Annotated in this window: 18 protein-coding genes and 1 tRNA gene; all 19 read right to left on the bottom strand. The window is 72.7% G+C overall.

Translation table 11 applies throughout. From position 1 onward, the window contains the following. Positions 1-206: 206 nt before the first annotated feature. Positions 207-1,520, bottom strand: coding sequence for an MFS transporter (locus TR42_RS05385; protein ID WP_042213886.1), 1,314 nt, complete (start codon positions 1,518-1,520; stop codon positions 207-209). Between the two features lie 85 nt (positions 1,521-1,605). After that, entirely contained in the window at positions 1,606-2,904 is a 1,299-nt protein-coding gene (locus TR42_RS05380) for an MFS transporter (RefSeq protein WP_042213729.1), read from the bottom strand. A 65-nt stretch (positions 2,905-2,969) separates the two neighbouring features. Continuing rightward, positions 2,970-3,986: an amidohydrolase family protein gene (locus TR42_RS05375; RefSeq protein WP_042213727.1), complete on the bottom strand. Its 1,017-nt coding sequence runs from the start codon at positions 3,984-3,986 to the stop codon at positions 2,970-2,972. After that, complete coding sequence (locus TR42_RS05370; protein ID WP_042213726.1) at positions 3,983-4,870, bottom strand: NAD(P)-dependent oxidoreductase; 888 nt, start codon at positions 4,868-4,870, stop codon at positions 3,983-3,985. Before TR42_RS05370 ends, TR42_RS05375 begins: the two co-directional genes overlap by 4 nt. 69 nt (positions 4,871-4,939) lie before the next feature. Then, a complete protein-coding gene (locus TR42_RS05365) occupies positions 4,940-5,992 on the bottom strand; it encodes a PrpF domain-containing protein (protein WP_042213724.1) in 1,053 nt (350 codons plus the stop codon). After that, entirely contained in the window at positions 5,989-6,684 is a 696-nt protein-coding gene (locus TR42_RS05360) for a 4-carboxy-4-hydroxy-2-oxoadipate aldolase/oxaloacetate decarboxylase (RefSeq protein ID WP_042213722.1), read from the bottom strand. The genes TR42_RS05365 and TR42_RS05360 overlap by 4 nt, the downstream gene beginning before the upstream one ends. Before the next feature lies 1 nt (position 6,685). Next, on the bottom strand, positions 6,686-7,576 hold the full coding sequence (locus tag TR42_RS05355; protein WP_081953195.1) for an ABC transporter ATP-binding protein: 891 nt from the start codon (positions 7,574-7,576) through the stop codon (positions 6,686-6,688). Positions 7,577-7,578: 2 nt separating this feature from the next. After that, positions 7,579-8,358, bottom strand: a complete 780-nt coding sequence (locus TR42_RS05350; RefSeq protein ID WP_042213720.1) for an ABC transporter permease — start codon at positions 8,356-8,358, stop codon at positions 7,579-7,581. Then, positions 8,355-9,194 (bottom strand): ABC transporter permease, encoded by an 840-nt coding sequence (locus tag TR42_RS05345; protein ID WP_081953194.1) that lies wholly within the window; start codon positions 9,192-9,194, stop codon positions 8,355-8,357. The genes TR42_RS05350 and TR42_RS05345 overlap by 4 nt, the downstream gene beginning before the upstream one ends. 111 nt (positions 9,195-9,305) lie before the next feature. Continuing rightward, positions 9,306-10,328 carry an ABC transporter substrate-binding protein gene (locus TR42_RS05340; protein ID WP_042213719.1) on the bottom strand — a complete coding sequence of 341 codons (1,023 nt, stop codon included), beginning with the start codon at positions 10,326-10,328 and terminating at the stop codon, positions 9,306-9,308. A gap of 144 nt (positions 10,329-10,472) precedes the next feature. Next, the gene (locus TR42_RS05335) at positions 10,473-11,099 is read right to left on the bottom strand and encodes a GntR family transcriptional regulator (protein ID WP_042213717.1); all 627 of its coding nucleotides are present in this window, start codon (positions 11,097-11,099) and stop codon (positions 10,473-10,475) included. Between the two features lie 151 nt (positions 11,100-11,250). Next, complete coding sequence (locus tag TR42_RS05330) at positions 11,251-12,594, bottom strand: ROK family transcriptional regulator (protein ID WP_042213715.1); 1,344 nt, start codon at positions 12,592-12,594, stop codon at positions 11,251-11,253. 42 nt (positions 12,595-12,636) lie between these two features. Beyond that, positions 12,637-13,794, bottom strand: coding sequence for a lycopene cyclase family protein (locus tag TR42_RS05325; RefSeq protein ID WP_052405639.1), 1,158 nt, complete (start codon positions 13,792-13,794; stop codon positions 12,637-12,639). After that, positions 13,791-16,082 (bottom strand): heavy metal translocating P-type ATPase, encoded by a 2,292-nt coding sequence (locus TR42_RS05320; protein WP_042213713.1) that lies wholly within the window; start codon positions 16,080-16,082, stop codon positions 13,791-13,793. Before TR42_RS05320 ends, TR42_RS05325 begins: the two co-directional genes overlap by 4 nt. A 54-nt stretch (positions 16,083-16,136) precedes the next feature. Then, positions 16,137-16,212: transfer RNA gene (locus TR42_RS05315), tRNA-Arg, on the bottom strand. Positions 16,213-16,358: 146 nt separating this feature from the next. Next, complete coding sequence (locus tag TR42_RS05310; RefSeq protein WP_042213712.1) at positions 16,359-17,345, bottom strand: aldo/keto reductase; 987 nt, start codon at positions 17,343-17,345, stop codon at positions 16,359-16,361. 112 nt (positions 17,346-17,457) lie between these two features. Beyond that, positions 17,458-18,213: a C40 family peptidase gene (locus TR42_RS15395; protein ID WP_052405637.1), complete on the bottom strand. Its 756-nt coding sequence runs from the start codon at positions 18,211-18,213 to the stop codon at positions 17,458-17,460. 167 nt (positions 18,214-18,380) lie between these two features. Continuing rightward, positions 18,381-19,067, bottom strand: a complete 687-nt coding sequence (locus TR42_RS05300; RefSeq protein WP_042213710.1) for a metal-dependent transcriptional regulator — start codon at positions 19,065-19,067, stop codon at positions 18,381-18,383. Positions 19,068-19,071: 4 nt separating this feature from the next. Then, positions 19,072-20,400 carry a UDP-glucose dehydrogenase family protein gene (locus TR42_RS05295; protein WP_042213708.1) on the bottom strand — a complete coding sequence of 443 codons (1,329 nt, stop codon included), beginning with the start codon at positions 20,398-20,400 and terminating at the stop codon, positions 19,072-19,074. Between the last annotated feature and the right edge of the window lie 7 nt (positions 20,401-20,407).

The following is a 20,407-nucleotide window of genomic DNA, read 5'->3' as shown; positions in this document are numbered from 1 at the left end:
ACGGCGTCGGAGAGCACCACGCCGCCGCCCTCGGGCGCTCGCGGGACCGGCGCAGCTGGACGATCCGGACCAACAGGGAGGAAACGGGATCCGGGCGGGGGCATGGAGAAAAAGAGACAGTGCGCGCCGACTTTCTCAGCCGACACGCACTGTTGGCAGGATTGTGGGACCACGGCGGGCCCCTCGTCAAACCCGCGATGTGAACGTCACCATCGTCCCTTTTGAGAGCGCCTCCAGGCCTCGCGGAGCGGCGGGACCAGCACCCCGGCGGCGGCCATGTCGGCGCGCGCGCGACGCCGGTTGCGCAGCACCCCGACCACCCCGACGACCCACGGCACGAGCATCGTCGCGAAGGCGATCCGGTACTCGTCGAGCGTGTACGTCGAGGCGCCCGCGGGCGAGACCGCCTGCAGCGTCACGCCGACGAGCAGGATCGACACGATGGTCGCGACGAAGCCGCCCACGTTGACGAATCCGGTGGCCGTGCCGAGCCGCTCCTCGGGGCTGAAGGTGCGGGCGTAGTCCATCGCGATGAGCGAGACCGGGCCGCCCGCGCCGATCACCGCCATGAGGGCGACCAGCTGCCACAGCGGACGCGGCGTCGACGGCACGAGCACCGCCGCCCACGCCGCGAGCGTCGCGCACGCGGAGGCGAGCACCAGCCAGCTGCGTCGCAGCGGGTGACGGGCGGTGTACATGCCCGCGAGCGGGCCGGCGGCCATCTTCGCGAGGGTGATGGTCATGAGCAGGAGGCTCGCCTCGCGCGCGCTGCGCCCCTGCGCGGTGAGGAAGAACGGCACGCCCCACAGCAGCGCCACGGTGTTGGCGGGGAACAGCGACAGGAAGTGCGTCCAGAATCCGAGCCGGGTGCCCGCGGGCCGGGTCGCCTCGCGGATGGCGCCCCGGAGACCGGTGGACGATGCGCGCGGGCGTGCGTCCGGCGGGGCGGGCGTGCGGATCCCGAGGCCGGCGAGCCCCGCGAGCGCGAGCGTCACCGCGGCGAGCGCGCCGAACGCGACGGTCCAGCCCTCCTCGCGCAGCAGCCACGCCACGGGCACCGCGGTCGCGAGCTGGCCCGCCTGACCGGCGAAGCCGGTGATCTGGACCAGCACCGGGACGCGGCGCGCCGGGAACCACTGCGGGATGAGGCGGCACGCGGCGATGAAGATCGGCGCGTCGCCCGCGCCGATGAGCACGCGCGCGACGAGCGCGACGCCGAGCGACGTGGTGACCGCGAGCAGGCCCGTGCCGACCGCCATGAGCAGCGCCCCGCCGATCATGAGGCGCCGCGGGCCCCAACGGTCGAGCATCGCCCCGGCGGGGAGCTGCAGCGCGGCGTAGGCCGCGACCTGCGCGACCGCGAGCATCGACAGCCACGTGGCCTCGATCCCGAAACGGTCGAGCGCCTCCACGCCGGCGACCCCCAGGGCCGTGCGGTTGACCACGGCGATGAAGTACAGCGCGATGCCGGCGGCGAGCACGAGCCACGCGGTGCGCGGCGTGCGGGCGGGCGCAGGCATGGTCACGGGGCCTCCCAGGGTCGACTCACGCTACGCGCGGCGGCGGCCGGACGCGGCGGACCTCGGTCCCGCCCGTCCCCTCGGCTCAGCGCCGGCGGGCCCGGCGCAGCGCCACCCTGAGCGGCGGCACGATGACGCCGTCGCGCGCCATGTCCGCGCGCGTCCGCGTCCTCGACGTCAGCACGCCCGCGACGCCGACCGTCCACGGCAGCAGCAGCGCGCCGAAGGCGAGCCGGTACTCGCCGAGCGTGTACTCGGTGGCGCCCGGCGGCGAGGCGAGCTGGAGCACCAGCCCCACCAGCAGCACCGACACGATCGTCGCCCCGAAGCCGCCGACGTTGACGAAGCCGCTCGCCGTGCCGAGCCGATGGCGCGCGGAGAAGGTCCGCGCGAAGTCGAAGCCGACCGCGGAGGCCGGACCGCCCAGCCCGACGGCGATCATGAAGATCACGAGCTGCCAGGTCGGGCGCGGGGTGTCGAACGCGAGCAGAGCCGCGAAGGCGGCGAAGGACAGCCCGGCCGAGCCGAGCGCGAGCCACGAGCGCCGCAGCGGATGCCGTCCGGTGAGCCAACCGATGAGCGGCCCACCCGCCATCGCGGACAGGGTGAGGCACGTGAGCAGCAGGCTCGCTTGCTCGGGCGACTTGTCCTGCGCCGTGAGGAAGAACGGCACGGCCCACACCAGCGCGAGCGTGTTGACCGGGAACAGCGTGACGAAGTGCACCCAGAAGCCCAGCCGCGCCCCGGCGACGGAGGTGGTGCCGCGCACGGCCGTCCACATGCTCTCGCGGGCGACGGGTGCATCGTCCGCGGCGGGTGCGCGCAGGCCCAGCCCGGCGACGATCCCGACCGCGACGCTGACGGCGGCGACCACCGCGAACGTGAGCGACCATCCTGCGGCGTGCAGCAGCGCCGCCACCGGGACCGCCGTCGCGAGCTGGCCGGCCTGACCGACGAGCCCGGTCACCTGCACCAGCATCGGGACGCGTCGCGGCGGGAACCACAGCGCGATGAGCCGGTTGGCGCCGATGAAGATGGGCGCGTCGCCGGCGCCGATGAGCACGCGCGCGAGGACCGCCACCTCGAACGAGTGCGTGAAGCCGAGCATCACCTGCCCGAGCGCCATCACCAGGAGCCCCGAGGTCATCACCGTGCGCGCGCCGAAGCGGTCGAGCAGCCGCCCCGCCGGGATCTGGAGCCCCGCGTAGGCCGCGACCTGCGTGACCGAGAGCACCGCGAGACCGGTCGCCTCGAGAGAGAAGCGCGAGATCGCCTCGACCCCGGCGACGCCGAGGACGGTGCGGTTGACGATCGCGACGAAGTACGCGAGGAGCCCTGCTCCGTAGACGATCCAGGCGAGGCGCGGTGCGCGCTCCGAGAGCATGCGGCTCCTTGGGCTCGAGGGGACGCACCAGTATCCCCCGCCACGCCCCGGACGATGCGCGCCGGCTACACCCCCGCGCGTTCGAGCGCCGCGGTGAGCCGCGGGTACACCCGCAGCGCGTTGCCGGACAGGATCGCCTCGCGGTCCTCGGGCGACAGCGCGGCGGCCTCGATGTACCGCAGCGTGTCGTCGAAGTACCGCCCCGTGGTCGGGTCGATGCCCCGCACCGCGCCCACCATCTCCGAGCCGAACAGCACGTTGCGGTGGTCGATCACCGACAGCAGGAGGTCGATGCCGGGCTGGTGGTAGACGCACGTGTCGAAGAAGACGTTCCGCATGAGGTGGCCGTCGAGCGCGGGCTTGCCGAGCATGTCCGCGAGGCCGCGGTAGCGGCCCCAGTGGTACGGCACCGCGCCGCCGCCGTGCGGGATGACGAGCCGCAGCGTCGGGAAGTCTGCGAACAGGTCGCCCTGGAGCAGCTGCATGAAGGCCGAGGTGTCGGCGTTCATGTAATGCGCGCCGGTGGCGTGGAAGGCGGGGTTCGACGAGGCCGACACATGGACCATGGCGGGGACGTCGTGCGCGACCAGCGCCTCGTAGACCGGGTACCAGTACCGGTCCGTGAGCGGCGGCGAGGTCCAGTGCCCGCCGGACGGGTCGGGGTTGAGGTTGAAGCCGATGAAGCCCTCGCCCACGCGGCGCTCGATCTCGCGAACCGCGGCGTCGAGCGGCGCGCCCGCGGACTGCGGCAGCATGCCCACCGGCACGAAGGTGCCCGGGAAGAGCTCGGCCACGCGGCCGACGAGGTCGTTGCACGCCGCGGTCCACGCCTCCGAGGTCGAGAGGTCGCCCAGGTGGTGCCCCATGGCCGAGGCACGCGGCGAGAAGATCGTGACGTCCGCACCGCGCTCGCGGATGAGCCGGAGCTGGTTGGACTCGATGGTCTCGCGGATCTCGTCGTCGGAGATCGACGGATACGCGGGTGCAGGTGCGCCGGACTCCCAGGCGGCGAGCTGCGCGCCCCGCCACTCCGTGTGAGCCGCAGGCGCGGTCGTGTAGTGACCGTGGCAGTCGATGATCATGACTCTCCCTCCTCCAGCAGACCCGCCGCGAGGCGGACCGCGTCGACCAGCTCCGGGGTGCTCGCCTGCGGCAGCACCTCGCCGAACTGCGCCGCCCAGCGCTGCCGCTCGACGGTCGCCGACGCCATCCACGGCGTCACCCCCGCCTCCGCGACGGTCTCGGCGGCCTCCTCCATCTCCTCCGCACGCCGCACGCCGTGCTCGAGCGAGCGCGAGATGAAGTAGCCCGCGATGGCCTCCCAGTCGGCCTCGGGCAGGATGTTCGACAGCGACGCGACCACCTCGCGGTCGACGCCGTAGTGCCGCGCCGCGAGGAGCGACTCGGACAGCAGCGCCTCGAGCCCCTTCACCACCACGGAGCGGCACAGCTTGGTCGCCGCCGCGACGCCGACCACCGCCGCGCCCACCGTCGTCGCGGTGAGCCCGTAGCCGGCGGCCGCCTCGCCGAAGCGCGCGGCATGCGGACCTCCGAGCAGGAACGGCGAGTCGAGCCGTCGCGGGCCGATGGGCGACATCAGCGCGGCCTCGACGTACCGGCCGCCCGCCGCGTGGATCTCCGCGGCGGCCTCCTGCTTGTGACCCGGCGAGCTCGAGTTGAGGTCGAAGAACCAGGCGCCCGTCGCAAGCCCGGACACCGCGGACGATGCGGCGGGCACGCAGTTCATCGCGGTCACCGCGCTCACCACGAGGTCCGCGCCGGCGACGGCCTCGGCCGCGGAGCTCGCGGGCCGGATCCCCAGCGCGCGGGCGTTGAGGCTCGCGCGCGAGGCCTCGTCGCCGAAGGCCGTGTCCCATGCGGCGAGATCGGTGATCCCGAGCGCGCGAAGGTCCTCGACGAAGATCCGGCCCACCTCGCCGAGCCCGATGAGGGCGACCCGGGTCATCGTCGGACCCCCGCCGCGGTGGGCGTGATCGGCTGCGTCGTCATGCGCGCTCCTTCGTCGTACGGGCGTTCACGGGCGGGGGTGGACCTTGCCGTCCATGATCATGCGGGCGGTGCGCACCACGCGGGACTCGCCCACGCGCGCGGGGTCGTCGGGGTGCGGGTCCACGTAGAGGTCGAGGAAGCCGGTGGGGTGCTCGATGCGCATCGGCTCGCCGTCGGCCGGCAACGTGGCGAGGCCGTCCGCGACTGTCCCCGCGAGCCGCGCGCCTGCGGCCACCGACGCCGCCCCGAGCACGCCGATGGCCTCGTGGACGCGGAACGGGATGAAGCTGCGGGTGCGCAGCGTGCCTCCCGCGGCGGCCGCCGAGAGCAGCACGATCTTGGGCGTCGTGGTGGTCTCCGGCGTCCCCTCGATGCCCATGAGCGGGAACGCGGCGGCGCGGATCTCGGCGATGCGGCGCACCACCTCGGCATCCGCTTCGAGCGAGGCGGGAGCCTCGTCCCCCGCGAGACCGAGGTCGGCGGCCCGCACGAGCACCGAGGCCATGCCGTTGTCGATGAGCGTGGCCTCGACGCCGGCGATTCGGTCGACGAGGTTGCCGGTGGGCAGCAGCGCCCCGGCGGCGGGATCGAGCGCGACCTCGATCGGCGCCGCGGTGCCCGGGACGCCGGAGATCTCCGCCTCGCCGTGATACGTCACCTCACGACCCGGGGTGCGGACCGCGAGCGCCGCGACGGTCCCGGTGTTGACCATCCGCACGCGCACCACGGTGCGTCCCTCGAGCGCGGGCACCAGCCCCCGCTCGATCGCGAAGGGCGCAACCGCGGCGAGGATGTTGCCGCAGGTCTGCGAGGTCGAGACCACCGGCTGGTCGACCGCGACCTGGAGGAACAGGTAGTCGACGTCGGCGTCGGGATCCTCCGAGAGGCTCACCACGCCCACCTTGCTGGTGAGCGGATGAGCGCCGCCGAGCCCGTCGATCTGACGGATGTCGGGACTGCCCATGATCCGCAGCAGCAGGTCGTCCCGCAGCGCCGGCTCGGCCGGCAGGTCCGAGGCCAGGAAGATCCCGCCCTTGGACGTGCCGCCCCGCATGAGCGCGCACGGGATACCGCTCATGAGGCGTCCGCCTCCGGGTGGCGCCGGTACGTGACGCCGAGGTCCGCCAGCACGGGACGCATCCCGTAGCGGTCGAGCCCGAGCTCGCCGCCCACGAACGCCTCGCGCGTCGCCTCCTCCTTGGCGAGCCGCGCGCGCGATCTCGCCAGCGCATCGTCCGCCGTCGCCCGGGGCACCACCACGATGCCGTCGTCGTCGGCGACGATGATGTCGCCGGCGTCGATCACCTGTCCGCCCACCACGATGGGCACGTTGATCGCGCCCGGCGTGCTCTTCACGGTGCCCATGACGTTGACGTGCCGCGACCACACCGGGAAGCCCATGTCGCGCATCTCCTGCGTGTCGCGCGCGCCGGCGTCGATCAGCGCCCCCACGACGCCGCGGCGCTGGAGGCCCGTTGCGAACAGCTCGCCGAACATGCCGTGGGACGACGGCTCGCGCGTGGTCACCACGAGGATGTCGCCCGGCCCGCACTGCTCGATGGCGGCGTGGATCATGAGGTTGTCCCCCGGCCAGCTCATCACCGTCACCGCGGTGCCCGCGATCCGGGCGCCCTGCTGGATGGGGCGCAGCGCGGAGATCGAGCCGGTGCGGCCCATCGCCTCGTGCACCGTCGCGACGCCGATGGTCGAGAACGCCTCGACGGTCTCCCGGGCGGGCCGTGGGGGGTCGGTGAGGATCACGGTCTCCACGTCACTCCCCCTTCGAGGCGGGCAGCGGCGCGTCCGGCCGGTCGCCGCGCTTCGCGCGCTGGATGAGCGAGTACACGTGGCCCCGGAGCTCGCCGAAGCGCGCGAGCGAGCGCGTGGTGAGCTGGTCGCGCTCGGCGGGAAGATCGACGTCGACGTCCTCCATGAGCACGGTCGGGCGGTTGGACAGCACGATGACGCGCTCGCCCAGGTACACGGCCTCGTCGATGTCGTGCGTGACGAAGAGCACCGTGACGCCCAGGTGCTTCCACAGCGAGCGCACCAGATCCTCGAGCTCGGCGCGCGTCTGCGCGTCGACGGCCGCGAACGGCTCGTCCATGAGCAGCACGCTGGGCTCGTACGCGACGGCGCGCGCGATCGCGACGCGCTGCTGCATGCCGCCCGACAGCTGCCACGGATGCTGCTCGGCGGCCTCGGTGAGGCCCACCTCCTCGAGCGCGCGGTTGACCTTCTCGCGCCGCGTCGCCTTGTCGAGGCCCTTCTCCTTGAGCGGGAGCTCGACGTTCTGACGCACCGTCATCCACGGGAAGAGGCTGCGCCCGTACTCCTGGAACACGACCGCCATGCCCTCCGGCGGCCCCGTCACGACGTTGCCGTCGAGCACCACCTCGCCGCCGGTGAGGTCGAGCAGGCCCGCGATCGAGCGCAGCAGCGTGGTCTTGCCGGCTCCGGAGGGGCCGACGACGCACACGAGCTCGCCCCTGCGGATCGAGAAGTCGAGGTGACGGATCGCCTCGACCTGAGGGCGTCCGGGGGTGTCGTAGGTCTTCTGGACCCCGCGCAGGTCGAGAGCGACCGACGTGCCCTCCGCGGCGGCCGACGGCTCGGCCTCCGCCCGACGCGACGTGAACAGCGGCGCCTTGGTGATGGCCATGTCTACTCTCCTCGATCGATCTGACGCTGGCCCAGGTACCAGGCGAGCATGCGGTTCTCGACCACCTTGAAGAGGGCGGCGAGCAGGACTCCGATGAGGCCGAGCACGATCACGCCCGTCCACATCTGGGGGATGGCGAAGCTCCTCTGGAACTGGACGATCGCGGCGCCGAGGCCACGGTTGGCCCCGAACAGCTCCGAGATGACCATGAGGATCACGCCGATGGACAGCGCCTGACGGGCGCCGGTGAAGATCCGCGGGCTCGTGCCGGGCAGCACCACGAACACGAGCCGGCGCCACGGGCTGAGCCGGTAGCTCTTCGCGGTGTCGGTGAGCGTGGGCTCGAGCCCGCGGACGCCCTCGACCGTGTTGAGCAGGATGGGCCAGAGGCAGCCGAGCGCGATGGTGACGATCTTGCCGAGCCAGCCGGTGTAGCCGGCGAACAGCGCGATGATCGGGACCAGCACCGGCGGCGGCACGGCGCGGAAGAACTCGAGGACCGGCTCCGACAGGGCACGCAGGGTCGGCGACAGGCCGATCGCGGTGCCCAGGACGATGCCGACCACCACCGCGATGCCGAAGCCGATTCCCAGACGGGCGAGCGACGGGAACACGTCGGCGACGATGCGGTCCCAGGTCCACGTGGTGGGGAACGTCTCGATGATCGTGGACAGCGGCGGCCAGAAGGTGTTCGTGGAGTTCGCCGAGCCGAACCACCACGCGGTGAGCAGGATCGCGGGGAGGCCGACGGCGTAGCCCGTCGCCTTGAGGAACCGGGTCATGAGTTCTCGCTCCTCACCGAGGGGTGCCACCAGAGGGCCTTGCGCTCGACGAACCGTGCGAGCAGGTTGACGGCCACGCCGATGAGGCCGATGACGATCACGAGCGCGTAGGTCTCGGGGACCGCGTTAGAGCTCTGGGCGATGCCGAGCTCGCGGCCCAGGCCATCCACGCCGATCACCAGCTCCGCGGTGATCTCGAGGATGAGCGCCACGGCCGCTCCGAGCCTGAAGGCCGTCATGATGTAGGGCAGCGCCGTGGGGTAGATGACGGACCGTGCGACACGGATCGGCCCGAACTGATACGAGCGCGCGGTATCGCGGGCCACCGGGTCGACGTCGGCGACGCCGTACAGCACCTGCACCAGCACCTGCCAGAACGCGGCGTAGAGCACCAGCACGAATGCCGACTGCGGCTGCGTGCCGAACAGCAGGATCACCAGCGGGATCAGCGCGACCGAGGGGATCGGGCGCAGGAACTCGATCGTCGAGCTGGTGAACTTGCGCAGGAACGGCACGGAACCGATCACGAAGCCGAGCGCGATGCCGAGCGCCATGGCCGCAGCGAGGCCGATCGCCCAGCCGCGCACCGTGAGCCACAGCGCCTCCCAAAACCAGCCCTCGCCGAGCATCTCGAAGAGCGCCGCGTACATCGCGGTGACGGGAGGGAGGAAGTCGGGGTTGACGATGCCCGTGCGCGACAGCGTCTCGGCCCCCGCGAGGACGATGAGGACGCCGGCGATGCCGAGCCAGAGATCACGGCTGCGGCGCGGCCGTCGAGGGCGGGCGCCGACCCGCGGCCGGGCGGGCGGTGCGAGCGTGGATGGGCTCGAGGACACAGGGGGCCTCCGATCCGACGGCGGACCGTCGGGTGGGGATGAGGGGGAAGGCGGACGATGCCGGAGCGAGGACCCGGGGCCGCGGCGGGGGAAGCCGCGGCCCCGGTCCCGCTACTTGAGGTTGGACAGGTCCGGGATCTCGGCGAGGGTCCCGTCCGTCACGGCGAGCTCGGCCTGCAGGTCGACCGACGCGGCGTCGATCTCGCTCGGCCAGCCCGGCAGCCGCACGGCGTTCGCCGTCTCCTCGTCCATCTGCGTGTAGTCGAGCACGATCGCGCGAACCTCGTCGGGGTTCGCGGTGGCGTACTCGAACGACTTGGCGAGCGCGGCCTCGAAGGCCGCGACCACGTCGGGGTTCTCGGCCGCGTAGTCGGACGAGGTGAAGTACTCGGCGATCATGAACGTCGGGCTCATCGCCAGGAAGTTCGAACCGATGCTCACCAGGTCCTGGTTGACGCCGGCCGTGCGGAAGGGCTCGACCACCTGGCCGGCATCGATGTCACCCGACACGATCGCGGGGACGATGTCCGGGAACGGCAGCTCGACGTACGTGACCTTGGTGGGGTCGCCGCCGTCGTCGCGCACCATCTGGTTGATGGTGGCGGTGTTGACGTTGGCGAGGGCGTTGACGCCGACCTTCTTGCCCTCGAGATCCTTGGCGGTGGAGATGCCCGAATCGGACGTGGTGAGCACCGCTGCCATGTCCTCCTCGGTGCCGTTGGTCGAGGCGCCGGGACCGACCGCCTCGAGGCCCACGCCGTTGGCGGTCGCAAGGATCAGCGAGGTGACGTTGCTGAACCCGAACTCGTAGTCCCCCTGGCTGACCGAGGGGATGATGAAGGCGCCGCCCTGGGCGAGCTCGAGCGAGAGGTTGAGGCCCTCCTCCTCGAAGAAGCCCTTCTCGACGCCGAGGTAGATGGGCCCCACGTCGAGGATCGGGATGAGGCCGACGGTGACGTCGGTCACCTCCATGGTCTCGGTCATCGCCGAGTCGCTGGCCGCGGGCTCCGCGGCCGACGAGGACGTCGTCTCCGCCGGGGTGTCCGAGCTGCACGCCGCCAGCGCTAGAACGCCCAGCGCGGCGACGGCTCCGAGTGCGGCTCGCACCCGGGAGGACGGGTTCTTGATGTGCATGGGCTCCTCCTTGAGACCAGCACCCTCACCATTGAGGGCGCCGCAAGCGCCACCGTATCAAGATTGTCGACAATTTTGTAGACGAGATTGGCAACGTTTTGGTCACGCGCTCCGCGGAGGCGCGGCGCCGCCCCGATGCGACCGCTATCCGATGCCGCGCAGCGCGTCCGCGACGGAGGCGATGTGCGTCCGCATGGCCTGCTCCGCCGCGTCGCCGTCACCCTCGACCACCGCGTCGATGATCGCCTGATGCTGATGCACCGAGACCTTGGACCGGCCGGGCACGCGCGACAGCGCGAACTGATGGCGCACCATCTGGCCGTGAAGGTGGGCGATGATGCTGTTCGCCTTCTCGTGGCGCGCGATGTCGCGCAGCATCGAGTGAAGACGTGCGTTGAGATCGCTGTACTCGGCCACCTCGCCGGCCGCGACCGCCTCGTGCATCGCGCGGCCGATCGCGGCGAGCGCCTCGGCCTCGTCGACCGAGACCCGCTCGGCCGCGCGCCGGGCGATCAGCCCCTCGACCACCTGGCGCACCTCGGTGATCTCCACCGCCTCGTCGATGCCGATCTCGCGGATGCGCGCACCGCGGTTGCGCTGACGCTCGACCAGGCCGTCCGCCTCGAGCGCCTGGAGCGCGGCCCTCACGGCGAAGCGGCTCGCGTCGAACTGCTCGCACAGCTCGATCTCCACCAGGCGCTGCCGCGGGGAGAACTCCCCGCGAAGGATCGCGGCCTTGAGCTCCTCGACCACGCGCGTGTCCGCGACCATGGCTCCTCCTCCCCTGACGCCCGGCGTCACGATCGACGGTGAGCCGTGCCCGACGCTGCGCACCGCTGTCCCGCCGACAATATTGTCGACAATACAGGTCGTTGCCGCGTCATCAGGCGCAGCACGCTGCACAGGACGCCGATTGCGCGGGTCAGCCGCGGTTCCCCACCGCCCCGGCGCGAGGCGCGGTCCCGGCCTCCATCCGCAGCGAGGGAACGATGGTCGGGTCGTCGAACAACGGCTGCAGCCCGTGCCGCGCCGCACCCACGAGCCCCGCGCGGCGCCCGAGCCTGCCCGACTCGATCACCACCGGGGCGAGCCGCTCGGATCGGGGCGCGAGCTGCATGTGGATCCCAGGCTCGAGCCACCGCCGCAGGCTCGCGAGATAGCCGCCGAGCACCACGGTGCCGGGGTTGACCACGTCGTACGCGGATCTCAGCGCCGCGCCGAGGATGTCGCCCGCGCGCAGGGCCACGTCGACGGCGCGCTTCTCGCCGCGGTCGAGCCGCGCGCGGAGCTCGTCGAGCGCCGTCGCGCGCCCCGCGGTGTGCGCGAGCTCGGTGAGGCGTGCGGAGGCGAGCAGCGCGTCGGGGCCCACGTACGTCGAGACGCATCCGATCGCCCCGCAGGCGCACGAGCGTCCACGCCAGTCGACGGTGATGTGGCCGATCTCGCCGCCGTAGCCGCGGCCTCCGGACAGGATCCGCCCGTCGGCGATGATGCCGCCGCCGAGGAGAGGACCGGCGCCCGTCTCCACGTAGAGCATCACGCCGGGCCGGGGCCTCGGCAGCGCCCAGTGCTCCGCGAGCGCCGCCGCGCTCGAGTCGTTGACAACCTCGATCCGCACCGCCTCCGGAGCGCCCGCCGCGCGCACCAGCCCGACGAGGTCGAGGTGGCCCCACCCGAACTCGAGGGTGTCGGCGATCCTCGCGTCCGACCCCACCGGGCCCGGCACCGTCACGGTGCAGGAGATGAGCACGCCCTCGTGCTCCGCCGCGAGGAGCACGGCGCGCGCGATGAGCGCGGCGATCTCGTCCGCGACGTCGCCGGGCTGACCCCAGCCGTGCGAGACGGTGCGCGACGCCGAGTCGAGCAGGAGCCCTGCGCTCGAGTGGAGCTCGGCGGTGAGCCTCTCGCGCTCGATGCGGACGGCGAGCCCGAGGCAGCGATCGGGCACCTGCTCCACCGTGATGCGGGGACGCCCGCGGCCGCGCGGTTCGCCGGCGCCCGCGCGCTGATCGCGGACCAGGCCCCGGTCGGCGAGGTCCGCGACGAGGTTGGTCACGGACGCCGGCACCATCCCGGTGGCGCGCTCGATGTCCTTGCGTGTGAGCGTGTGATGGTCGCGGAGCATCCGCATGACGATGCCGAGGTTGTGCGAGCGCAGCGTCGAGGGGTCCGCGGGGGCGTCACCCGGCAGCGATGCGAGCGGACCCGACGCGCGCGCGACGCCGCGCGGCGGCACGCCACCACGCGTCTCGGGCACGGATCCCATGGGGAGCAGGGTACGCGCGCCCGCGGACGCCGCCGCGCACCCTCAGCGCGCGCCCGCTCCCGGCATCAGGGTGGTCAGCATGGACCGCGCGAACTCCGGCAGGGTCGCGAACAGCCTCAGCTGCGCGAGGGGCGACGCGCTCTCGTCGAGGAAGGCGAGGATCCGCTCGGGCGGGTTGCGGCGCAGCATCGCGCCGAGCACGGCCCGTGCACCGTCGGGGTCCTCGCGGATCAGCCGCAGGAGCGCCGCGTCGAGCGCGCGGTGCCACCGGCTGCCCGGCCATGCGCCGCCGGGGTCCTGTCCGGCGGCGAGCCGCGCCGCGATCGCCTCGCTGTGGCGTTGGATGCGCGCGAAGGCGTAGCCGGTCGATGCCTTGACCAGCCCCGCCGCGGCCCCGATCGGCACGATCGCCCCGCCGCCGTGCGCGGGCGCCGCGGCGAGGAGCGGGATCCGCCCGCGTTCGCGCCCGACCTCCGTCACGGCTCCGGCCTGCAGGACCTCGCTCAGGTACCGCGCGAGGCGAGGCTCGTGCTCGGGCGTCTCGCCCGCTCGCGTGTACGCGGTCCTCTCGACGAGGGCCTCGTGGGTCGAGGTCGGCAGCACGTACACGAACGCGACGCCGCCCTCCTGGGGCGTCCGGAAGTCCATGAGCGTGACGGCGCCGGGGTCGAACACGGCGGCCTCGGTCCGCACGCGGAGCCCGAGCAGGTCGAGCGCGGGACCGTCCGCCGCCGGGAGCCCGGGCCGGACCGAGTCGAACACCCGGCTCGCGCGCAGCTCCAGGCTGCCCGCATCGGTCTCGACCGCGACCCGCGCGCCGTCACCCTCCGCCTCGACGCGGGCGGCCCGCCCCGCGATCCGCCGCCATCGGGGATGCTCGGCGAGCACGGCGTCGGCGGCCGAGGCGAGCGCGACCCCGGTCTGGACCCGGTACGCGTACGGGGCCAGGTCCATGCGCCGGCCCCAGCCCTCGTCGGCCACCACCGCGTGCGGATACGCCACCGAGGCACGCGGATCGAGCAGCCCGCGCCCCTCCGACCACCACGCCCACGAGCGGTGCTCGACCGGGCGCGCGCCGTCGTCGATCAGCACCACGTGCTCGCCCCACCCGGCGGCGGCGAGGTGGCACAGCAGCGAGAGCCCCGCCGCGCCGCCTCCGATGATCACGGCATCGGCCCGCTCGACCGTGACCGGGCTCATGCGTGCGGCACCGGGATCAGCCCGAAGGCGTCCTCGTCCTCCTGCGCGTTGTGGAGCCTCAGCACCGCGTGGAGCCCGTAGAGGAGCCGACGCGCCTCGATGACGGTCTCGGCGTCCGCGGGCGCCGGCGCGGATTCGAGCAGGCGCCTCAGGCGCGTCACCTGGTGCTCGATCTCCGCATGGGTGCGGCTCAGCGCCGCCACGGCCTCGCGCGTGCCGCGCGCCCGTGCCACGATCGGGACGAGCCGCTCCTCGTCCGCCCGCTCGTGGGGCAGCAGCTCGGTCTCGAGCGCATCGGCGAGGGCGCGCGCCTCCGCGAGGTCCGGCGCCTGGGTCGACATCGCGTCGGCGACGGTCGCGATCCGTTCGACGAGGGGCCCGAGCCCGTCGTGCTCCTCGCGCAGCCGCCGCAGAACCTCATGCTCCTCGGCGGTGAGCTCCGGGCCCGAGGCCCGTCCGGGCAGCACGGCCCGCAGCGCGATCGCGATCGCCAGCACGTCGATGACCTCCTGAAGCGCGGCGCCCACCGTCGGGCTGAGGTAGCCCAGCGCCGCCGCGACCATCGCGACGAGGGAGAGCCCCATCCCGACGGCGACCGCCTGGAGCGCGATCCGCCGGGACCGGCGGGCGACGGACTTGGCCTGCGCGAGCGCGTCGACACGGTCCACCGTGAGCACCACGTCCGCCGCCTCGGACGAGGCGGTCGCGCCGCGCGCGGCGAGCGCGACGCCGACGTCGGCGGCCGCGAGCGCAGGGGCGTCGTTGATGCCGTCGCCGACCATCACCGTCGACCCTCGCCCCGCCTCCCGGCTCAGCGCCGCGAGCTTGTCCGCGGGGGTGCACTCGGCCAGCACCTCGTCCACGCCGACGATGCGGCCGACGGCGTGCGCGACGTCGGCGCGGTCGCCCGTCGCCAGCACCACGCGGTCGATCCCGGCGTCCCGCAGCGCGCGCATCATGCGGGGCGCATCGGGGCGGATCGGGTCCTGAAGCGTGAGCACCGCCGCGGGCGTCCCGTCGATCTCGACCAGCACCGTCATCGAGCCGTCGAGCTCGGCGCGCCGCCGCACCCGCGTCACCCACTCGGGCGGACCGTCGCCGACGATCCACGTCGGCCTGCCCACGCGCACACGGCTGCCTCCGACGGTGCCGGCCACGCCCTGCCCGTGAACCTCCTCGACCCCCTCGGGACGTTCGAGCGTCAGCCCTCGCGCGAGGGCGGCCTCGACGATGGGTCCGGCGAGGACGTGAGCCGACATCTGGTCGAGGCTCGCGGCGAGCCGCAGCGCCTCGTCCTCCGCTCCGCCCTCGGTCACCACGCTCGCGACCGCCGGGTGGCCTCGCGTCAGCGTGCCGGTCTTGTCCACCACCATCACGGTCGCGCGCGCGAGCTGCTCCAGGGCGCCGCCGCCCTTGATCACCACCCCGAGGCGCGCCGCGCGCGACAGCCCGGACACGAGCGCGATCGGAGCCGCGAGCAGCAGCGGGCACGGCGTCGCGACCACGAGGACCGCGACGGCCCGCACGGGGTCGCCGGCGGCCCACCACGCGGCACCGGCGAGCACCAGGGTGACGGGCACGAAGATCACGGCCCAGCGGTCGGCGCTCCTCACGAACGGCGCCGAGGCCGCCTGCGCCTCCTCGACCAGCCGCACGAGAGCGGCGTAGGTGGACGCCGCAGCCGTGGTCGTCGTGACGATCTCGACCGGCTGGCCTCCGTTGACCACGCCCGAGCGGACGTCGTCGCCCGCGGGGCGCTCGACGGGATCGGGCTCGCCCGTGAGGGCGCTCTCGTCGAAGGTGGCGGACGCGGTCAGCCTGCCGTCCACCGGCACCACCTCACCCGGTCGCACCAGCAGGTGCTCCCCCACCCCGACCTCGTCCACGGGCACCTCGACCACGCCGGACTCCGTGAGGCGACGCGCCGTCCGCGGCGCGCGCTCGGTGAGAAGGCTCAGCTCGCGCCGGGCGCGCGCGTCCGCGCGGGCCTCGAGCACCTGCCCGGTGGCGAGCATGAGGGTGATGATCGCGCCGGCGAGGGGCTCGTCCACGGCGAGCGCGCCCGCGAGCGCGAGGACGGCGATGATGTCGACCGTCGGGCGCCGGTGGCGCGCGGCCTGGACCGTCGCCGCGAGCGCGAAGACCAGGCCGAGGACGGTGCCGGCGACCCACAGGGCCTCGGCGACGCCTGGCGCGCCGCTCCACCAGCAGACGGCTCCCCCGGCCAGCAGGAGGCCCGAGAGGATCAGCACGATCATCTCGAGGTGACGCCGGACCGCCCCGACCATGTCCTCCACGCTATGCCCGAGGCGGGGTCCGGCGCCGGGGCGAAGGTCACGGCATGGTGCGCCTGGCGCGATTCGAACGCGCGACACCCGCTTTAGGAGAGCGGTGCTCTATCCCCTGAGCTACAGGCGCCTGCAACGGGGTGCACGCACCAGGGTACCGGCTGCGCGCACCCCGCCCCGCGCATCGTCCACCCCACCCCGCCCGGATCGGGACGGTCAGTACCGGTGGCGGCCGCCCGACCACCGCCCACGGGACGCTGAGGTCCGGCGGGACGCTCAGAACACGCCGTGCACGTGCTCCCGGCAGTAGGTCTCGTAGATCTGCTCGAGGCAGTCCATCGTCTCCGCCGGGAGCTCCGGGAAGTCCGCCGCGGCGGCGTTCGACCGCGCCTGCGACACCTTCGAGGCGCCGGGGATCATGGTCGCCACGCCGACCTGCTTGAGCCAGCCGAGCGCCATCTGCGCGGTGGTCCACCCCTCGGGGGTGAGCGCCGCCACCTCGCGGGCGGCCTGCACGCCCACCTCGAACGGGATGCCGGAGAAGGTCTCGCCGATGTTCATCTTCGCACCGTCGCGGTTCCACGTGCGGTGGTCCTCGGGGGCGAAGGTGGTGTGCTCGTCGTACTTGCCGGACAGCAGTCCGGAGGCGAGCGGGAGGCGCGCGATGATGCCCACGCCCTTCTCGGCTGCGAGCGGGAGCACCTGCTCGAGCGGCTTGCGGCGGAAGATGTTGACGATGATCTGGATGGTCGCGAGGTCGGGCTGCTCGAGCGCGGCGAGCGCCTCGTCCACCAGCTCGACGCTCACGCCCCAGCGCGCGATCCGCCCCTCGTCGACCAGCGTGCGCAGGTCGTCGTAGACGCGCCCGTCCGAGTACACCGGCGTGGGCGGGCAGTGGAGCTGCACCAGGTCGAGCGTGTCGACGCCGAGGTTCTCGCGCGACCGGTCGGTCCAGCGGCGGAAGTTGTCGAGGGTGTACTCGGACGGGACGTGCGGCTCCGCGCGGCGGCCCATCTTGGTGAAGACCACGAAGTCGTCGCGGTCCTCGCGTCCGGCGAGGAAGCGCCCGATCGCCTTCTCCGAGCGCCCGTCGCCGTACACGTCCGCGGTGTCGAACAGCCGCGTGCCGGCGTCGGCGGCGGCGTTCAGCACCTCTTGCGCCGCCTCGTCGCCCACGGTGGCCCAGTCGCCACCCAGCTGCCACGTCCCCAGACCCACCAGGGAGATCTCACGTCCAAGGTTCGGCACCGTCGTCGTCCTCATGGCTCCAACCTAGCGGCATCCGAGGCGGCCCCGCAGCCGTACCGAGCGGTCGTGCCCCCGACACGACGAGGGCCGCCACCGGAAAGGTGACGGCCCTCGTGCGACGCGTGGATCAGGTGACGCGGCGGTACTGCGGGTTCGACTGCCAGATCGCGCGGAACTGGATGGTCTTGCCCGGACGCGGCGCGTCGATCTGCAGGCCGGGGCCCGCGTAGATGCCCACGTGACCGGGGGTCACGATGATGTCGCCGGCCTGCGGGCTCGAGACCTGCGTGCCGACCGAGTAGTAGGCGCCGGAGGACCGCGGGAGCGAGACGCCGAGCTGGCCGTAGACGTACGACACGAAGCCCGAGCAGTCGAAGCCCGACGGCGAGGAGCCGCCCGAGACGTAGGGCACGCCCACGTACTTCGAGGCCTCGGCGATCACGGCGGAGCCGCTGATCGCGGCCTGGACCGCCGAGGACTGCGACGAGGACGAGGTCGACTCGCTGCTCGACACCTCGGTGGCGCCGCTCGTGGTGGACTCGCTCGAGCTGCTGGAGTCGGAGGACTCGCTCGACGAGGTCGAGGACTCGGTCGAGGTGGTGGTCTCCTCGACCACCACGGGCTCCGGCTCGGGCTCGGGCTCCGGCGGCGGCGGCACCTTGACCTTCACCGTGGGGGTGTCGATCTCGTAGGCGCTCTTCTTGGTCTCGGTGGTCAGCTCGGGGATGTCGGCGACATCGCTGGAGTAGGCCGCTGCGTCGAGACGGGTGCCGTCGGCGACCGTGTCATCGGTCACGAGGGCGGCGGCGGCGGCTCCGGTCAGGGGGACCACCACGAGCGCTGTGCCCGTGGCCGCGGCCACCGCGCGCGTCTTGGCGCGCATGTATCCGTACTTCAAAGTGTTCGTTCCTTCCGCGCCCCGTGCGCGTCGATGTTTCTGCACCCCTACGCTCGCGTCATCTTCGAGCGTTGCCTCTTGTGGGGGGCGCGGTGGAGGGGTTCTCCATGCCCTGAAGGCCGTCGTTGTTACCGAAAATTTATCAAAGAACCCTAGGAAGGCAAACCAAAGATGTGTCGCGCCTGGTCTCTGCCCAGAACGCCCCTGGCTCCGCCGAGGGTCACGACGATCGCATCGCCCTCCTCGGCGACGCCCACGGTCGCGCCTGGAAGCAACCCGTTCTCGACCATCTCGCCCAGCAGCTGGAGGTCGGCCTGCGGGTGCTCGCCGATGCGGGTCACCGTGACCTGCGTCACACCTGCCGCGGCGAGGTCCGTGAGGCCCCTCTCGGCGGAATCGCCCGCGCCCTCGGCAGCGCCGACTCCGAGCTCCGACAGCCCCGGGATGGGATTGCCGTACGGGGATACCGTCGGTTCGCCGAGGATCTCGAGAAGCCGCCTCTCGACGCGCTCGCTCATCACGTGCTCCCAGCGGCATGCCTCCTCATGGACGTGCCCGAGGTCGAGTCCGATGACGTCGGTCAGCAGGCGCTCCGCGAGCCGGTGCTTGCGCATCACGCGCGTCGCGAGCTCATGCCCCTCGGGCGTGAGCTCGAGGTGCCGGTCGGGTGTGACGACGACAAGCCCGTCGCGCTCCATCCTGGCGATCGTCTGAGACACCGTGGGCCCGGCATGGCCCAGGTGCTCCGCCAGACGGGCGCGCATCGGCGTGACCCCGTCCTCGATCAGCTCGTAGATGGTGCGGAGGTACATCTCCGTCGTGTCGATCAGGTCGGTCATGACATCAGGAGGAGTAACGACCCATGCCGATGTAGCGCCAGCCCGCATCGAGCCATGAGTCCGCAGGCAGGCAGTTCCGCGCGTCGATCACGACCTTGTTCGCGACGGCCTCACCGACCGCGTGAGGGTCAAGGCCCCGGAACTCCTTCCACTCCGTGGCGACCACGACGATCTCAGCGTCGGCGATGGCCGCCGCAGTGCTCTCCGCGAACGTGATGGTGGGCCACACCGCGGCGGCGTTCGCCATTGCCTCGGGATCGAACACGCGGACATCAGCCCCCGCGAGGTGCAGCTGCCCGGCCACGTCGAGCGCCGGCGAATCACGGATGTCGTCGGACTCCGGCTTGAAGGCCGCTCCCAGGACCGCCACCCTGCGGCTCAGCGGAGCGCCGCCGAGCTCGCGCTTGACCAGGCTCACCACATGCTGGCGCCGACGGAGGTTGACGTCGTCGACCTCGCGCAGGAACGTGAGCGCCTGGTCGACGCCCAGCTCTCCGGCACGAGCCATGAACGCGCGGATGTCCTTGGGCAGGCAGCCGCCGCCGAAACCCAGACCCGCGCCAAGGAACTTGCGGCCGATGCGCGCGTCGTGCCCGATCGCATCCGCGAGCTCCGTCACGTCCGCTCCGGTCACCTCGCAGACCTCGGCGATCGCGTTGATGAACGAGATCTTGGTCGCAAGGAAGGCGTTCGCGCTCACCTTGACGAGCTCGGCGGTCGCGAGGTCGGTCACGAGGAACGGCGTCTCTCGCGAGATGGCGTCGGCGTAGACCTCGCGCGCCACCTCCTCGATGCGGCCCGGACGATCCTTGTCGACGCCGATGACCAGACGGTCGGGGCGCAGGGTGTCCTCGACCGCGAAGCCCTCGCGCAGGAACTCGGGGTTCCACCCGAGCTGCGCATCGTCCCCCACCGGGGCGAGCTCGCGGACCCGCGCGGCGAGGCGCGCGGCCGTACCGACCGGCACGGTCGACTTGCCCAGGATCACGGCGGGACGGATCAGCAGCGGCGCGAGCGTCTCGATCACGGAGTCGACGAATGTCATGTCCGCCGCGTACGAGCCCTTCTTCTGCGGCGTGCCGACGCCGATGAAGTGCACGTCGGCGAACGAAGCCGCCTCGGCGGCGTCCGTGGTGAAGCGCAGACGCCCCGAGTCGACGTGCTTCCTCAGGAGCTCGGGCAGGCCGGGCTCGTAGAACGGGACCTCGCCCCGCTGGAGCCTTTCGATCTTGGCCGGGTCGATGTCGACGCCGATGACCTCGTGGCCGAGCTCGGCCATGCCGGCGGCATGCGTGGCACCCAGGTAGCCAGTGCCGAAGACGGAGATGCGCATTGTCATG

Source organism: Demequina mangrovi (assembly GCF_000759715.1).
Taxonomy (GTDB): domain Bacteria; phylum Actinomycetota; class Actinomycetes; order Actinomycetales; family Demequinaceae; genus Demequina; species Demequina mangrovi.
The sequence above is the reverse complement of the archived record's forward strand: the minus strand, read 5'-3'. Positions and strand labels throughout refer to the sequence as shown.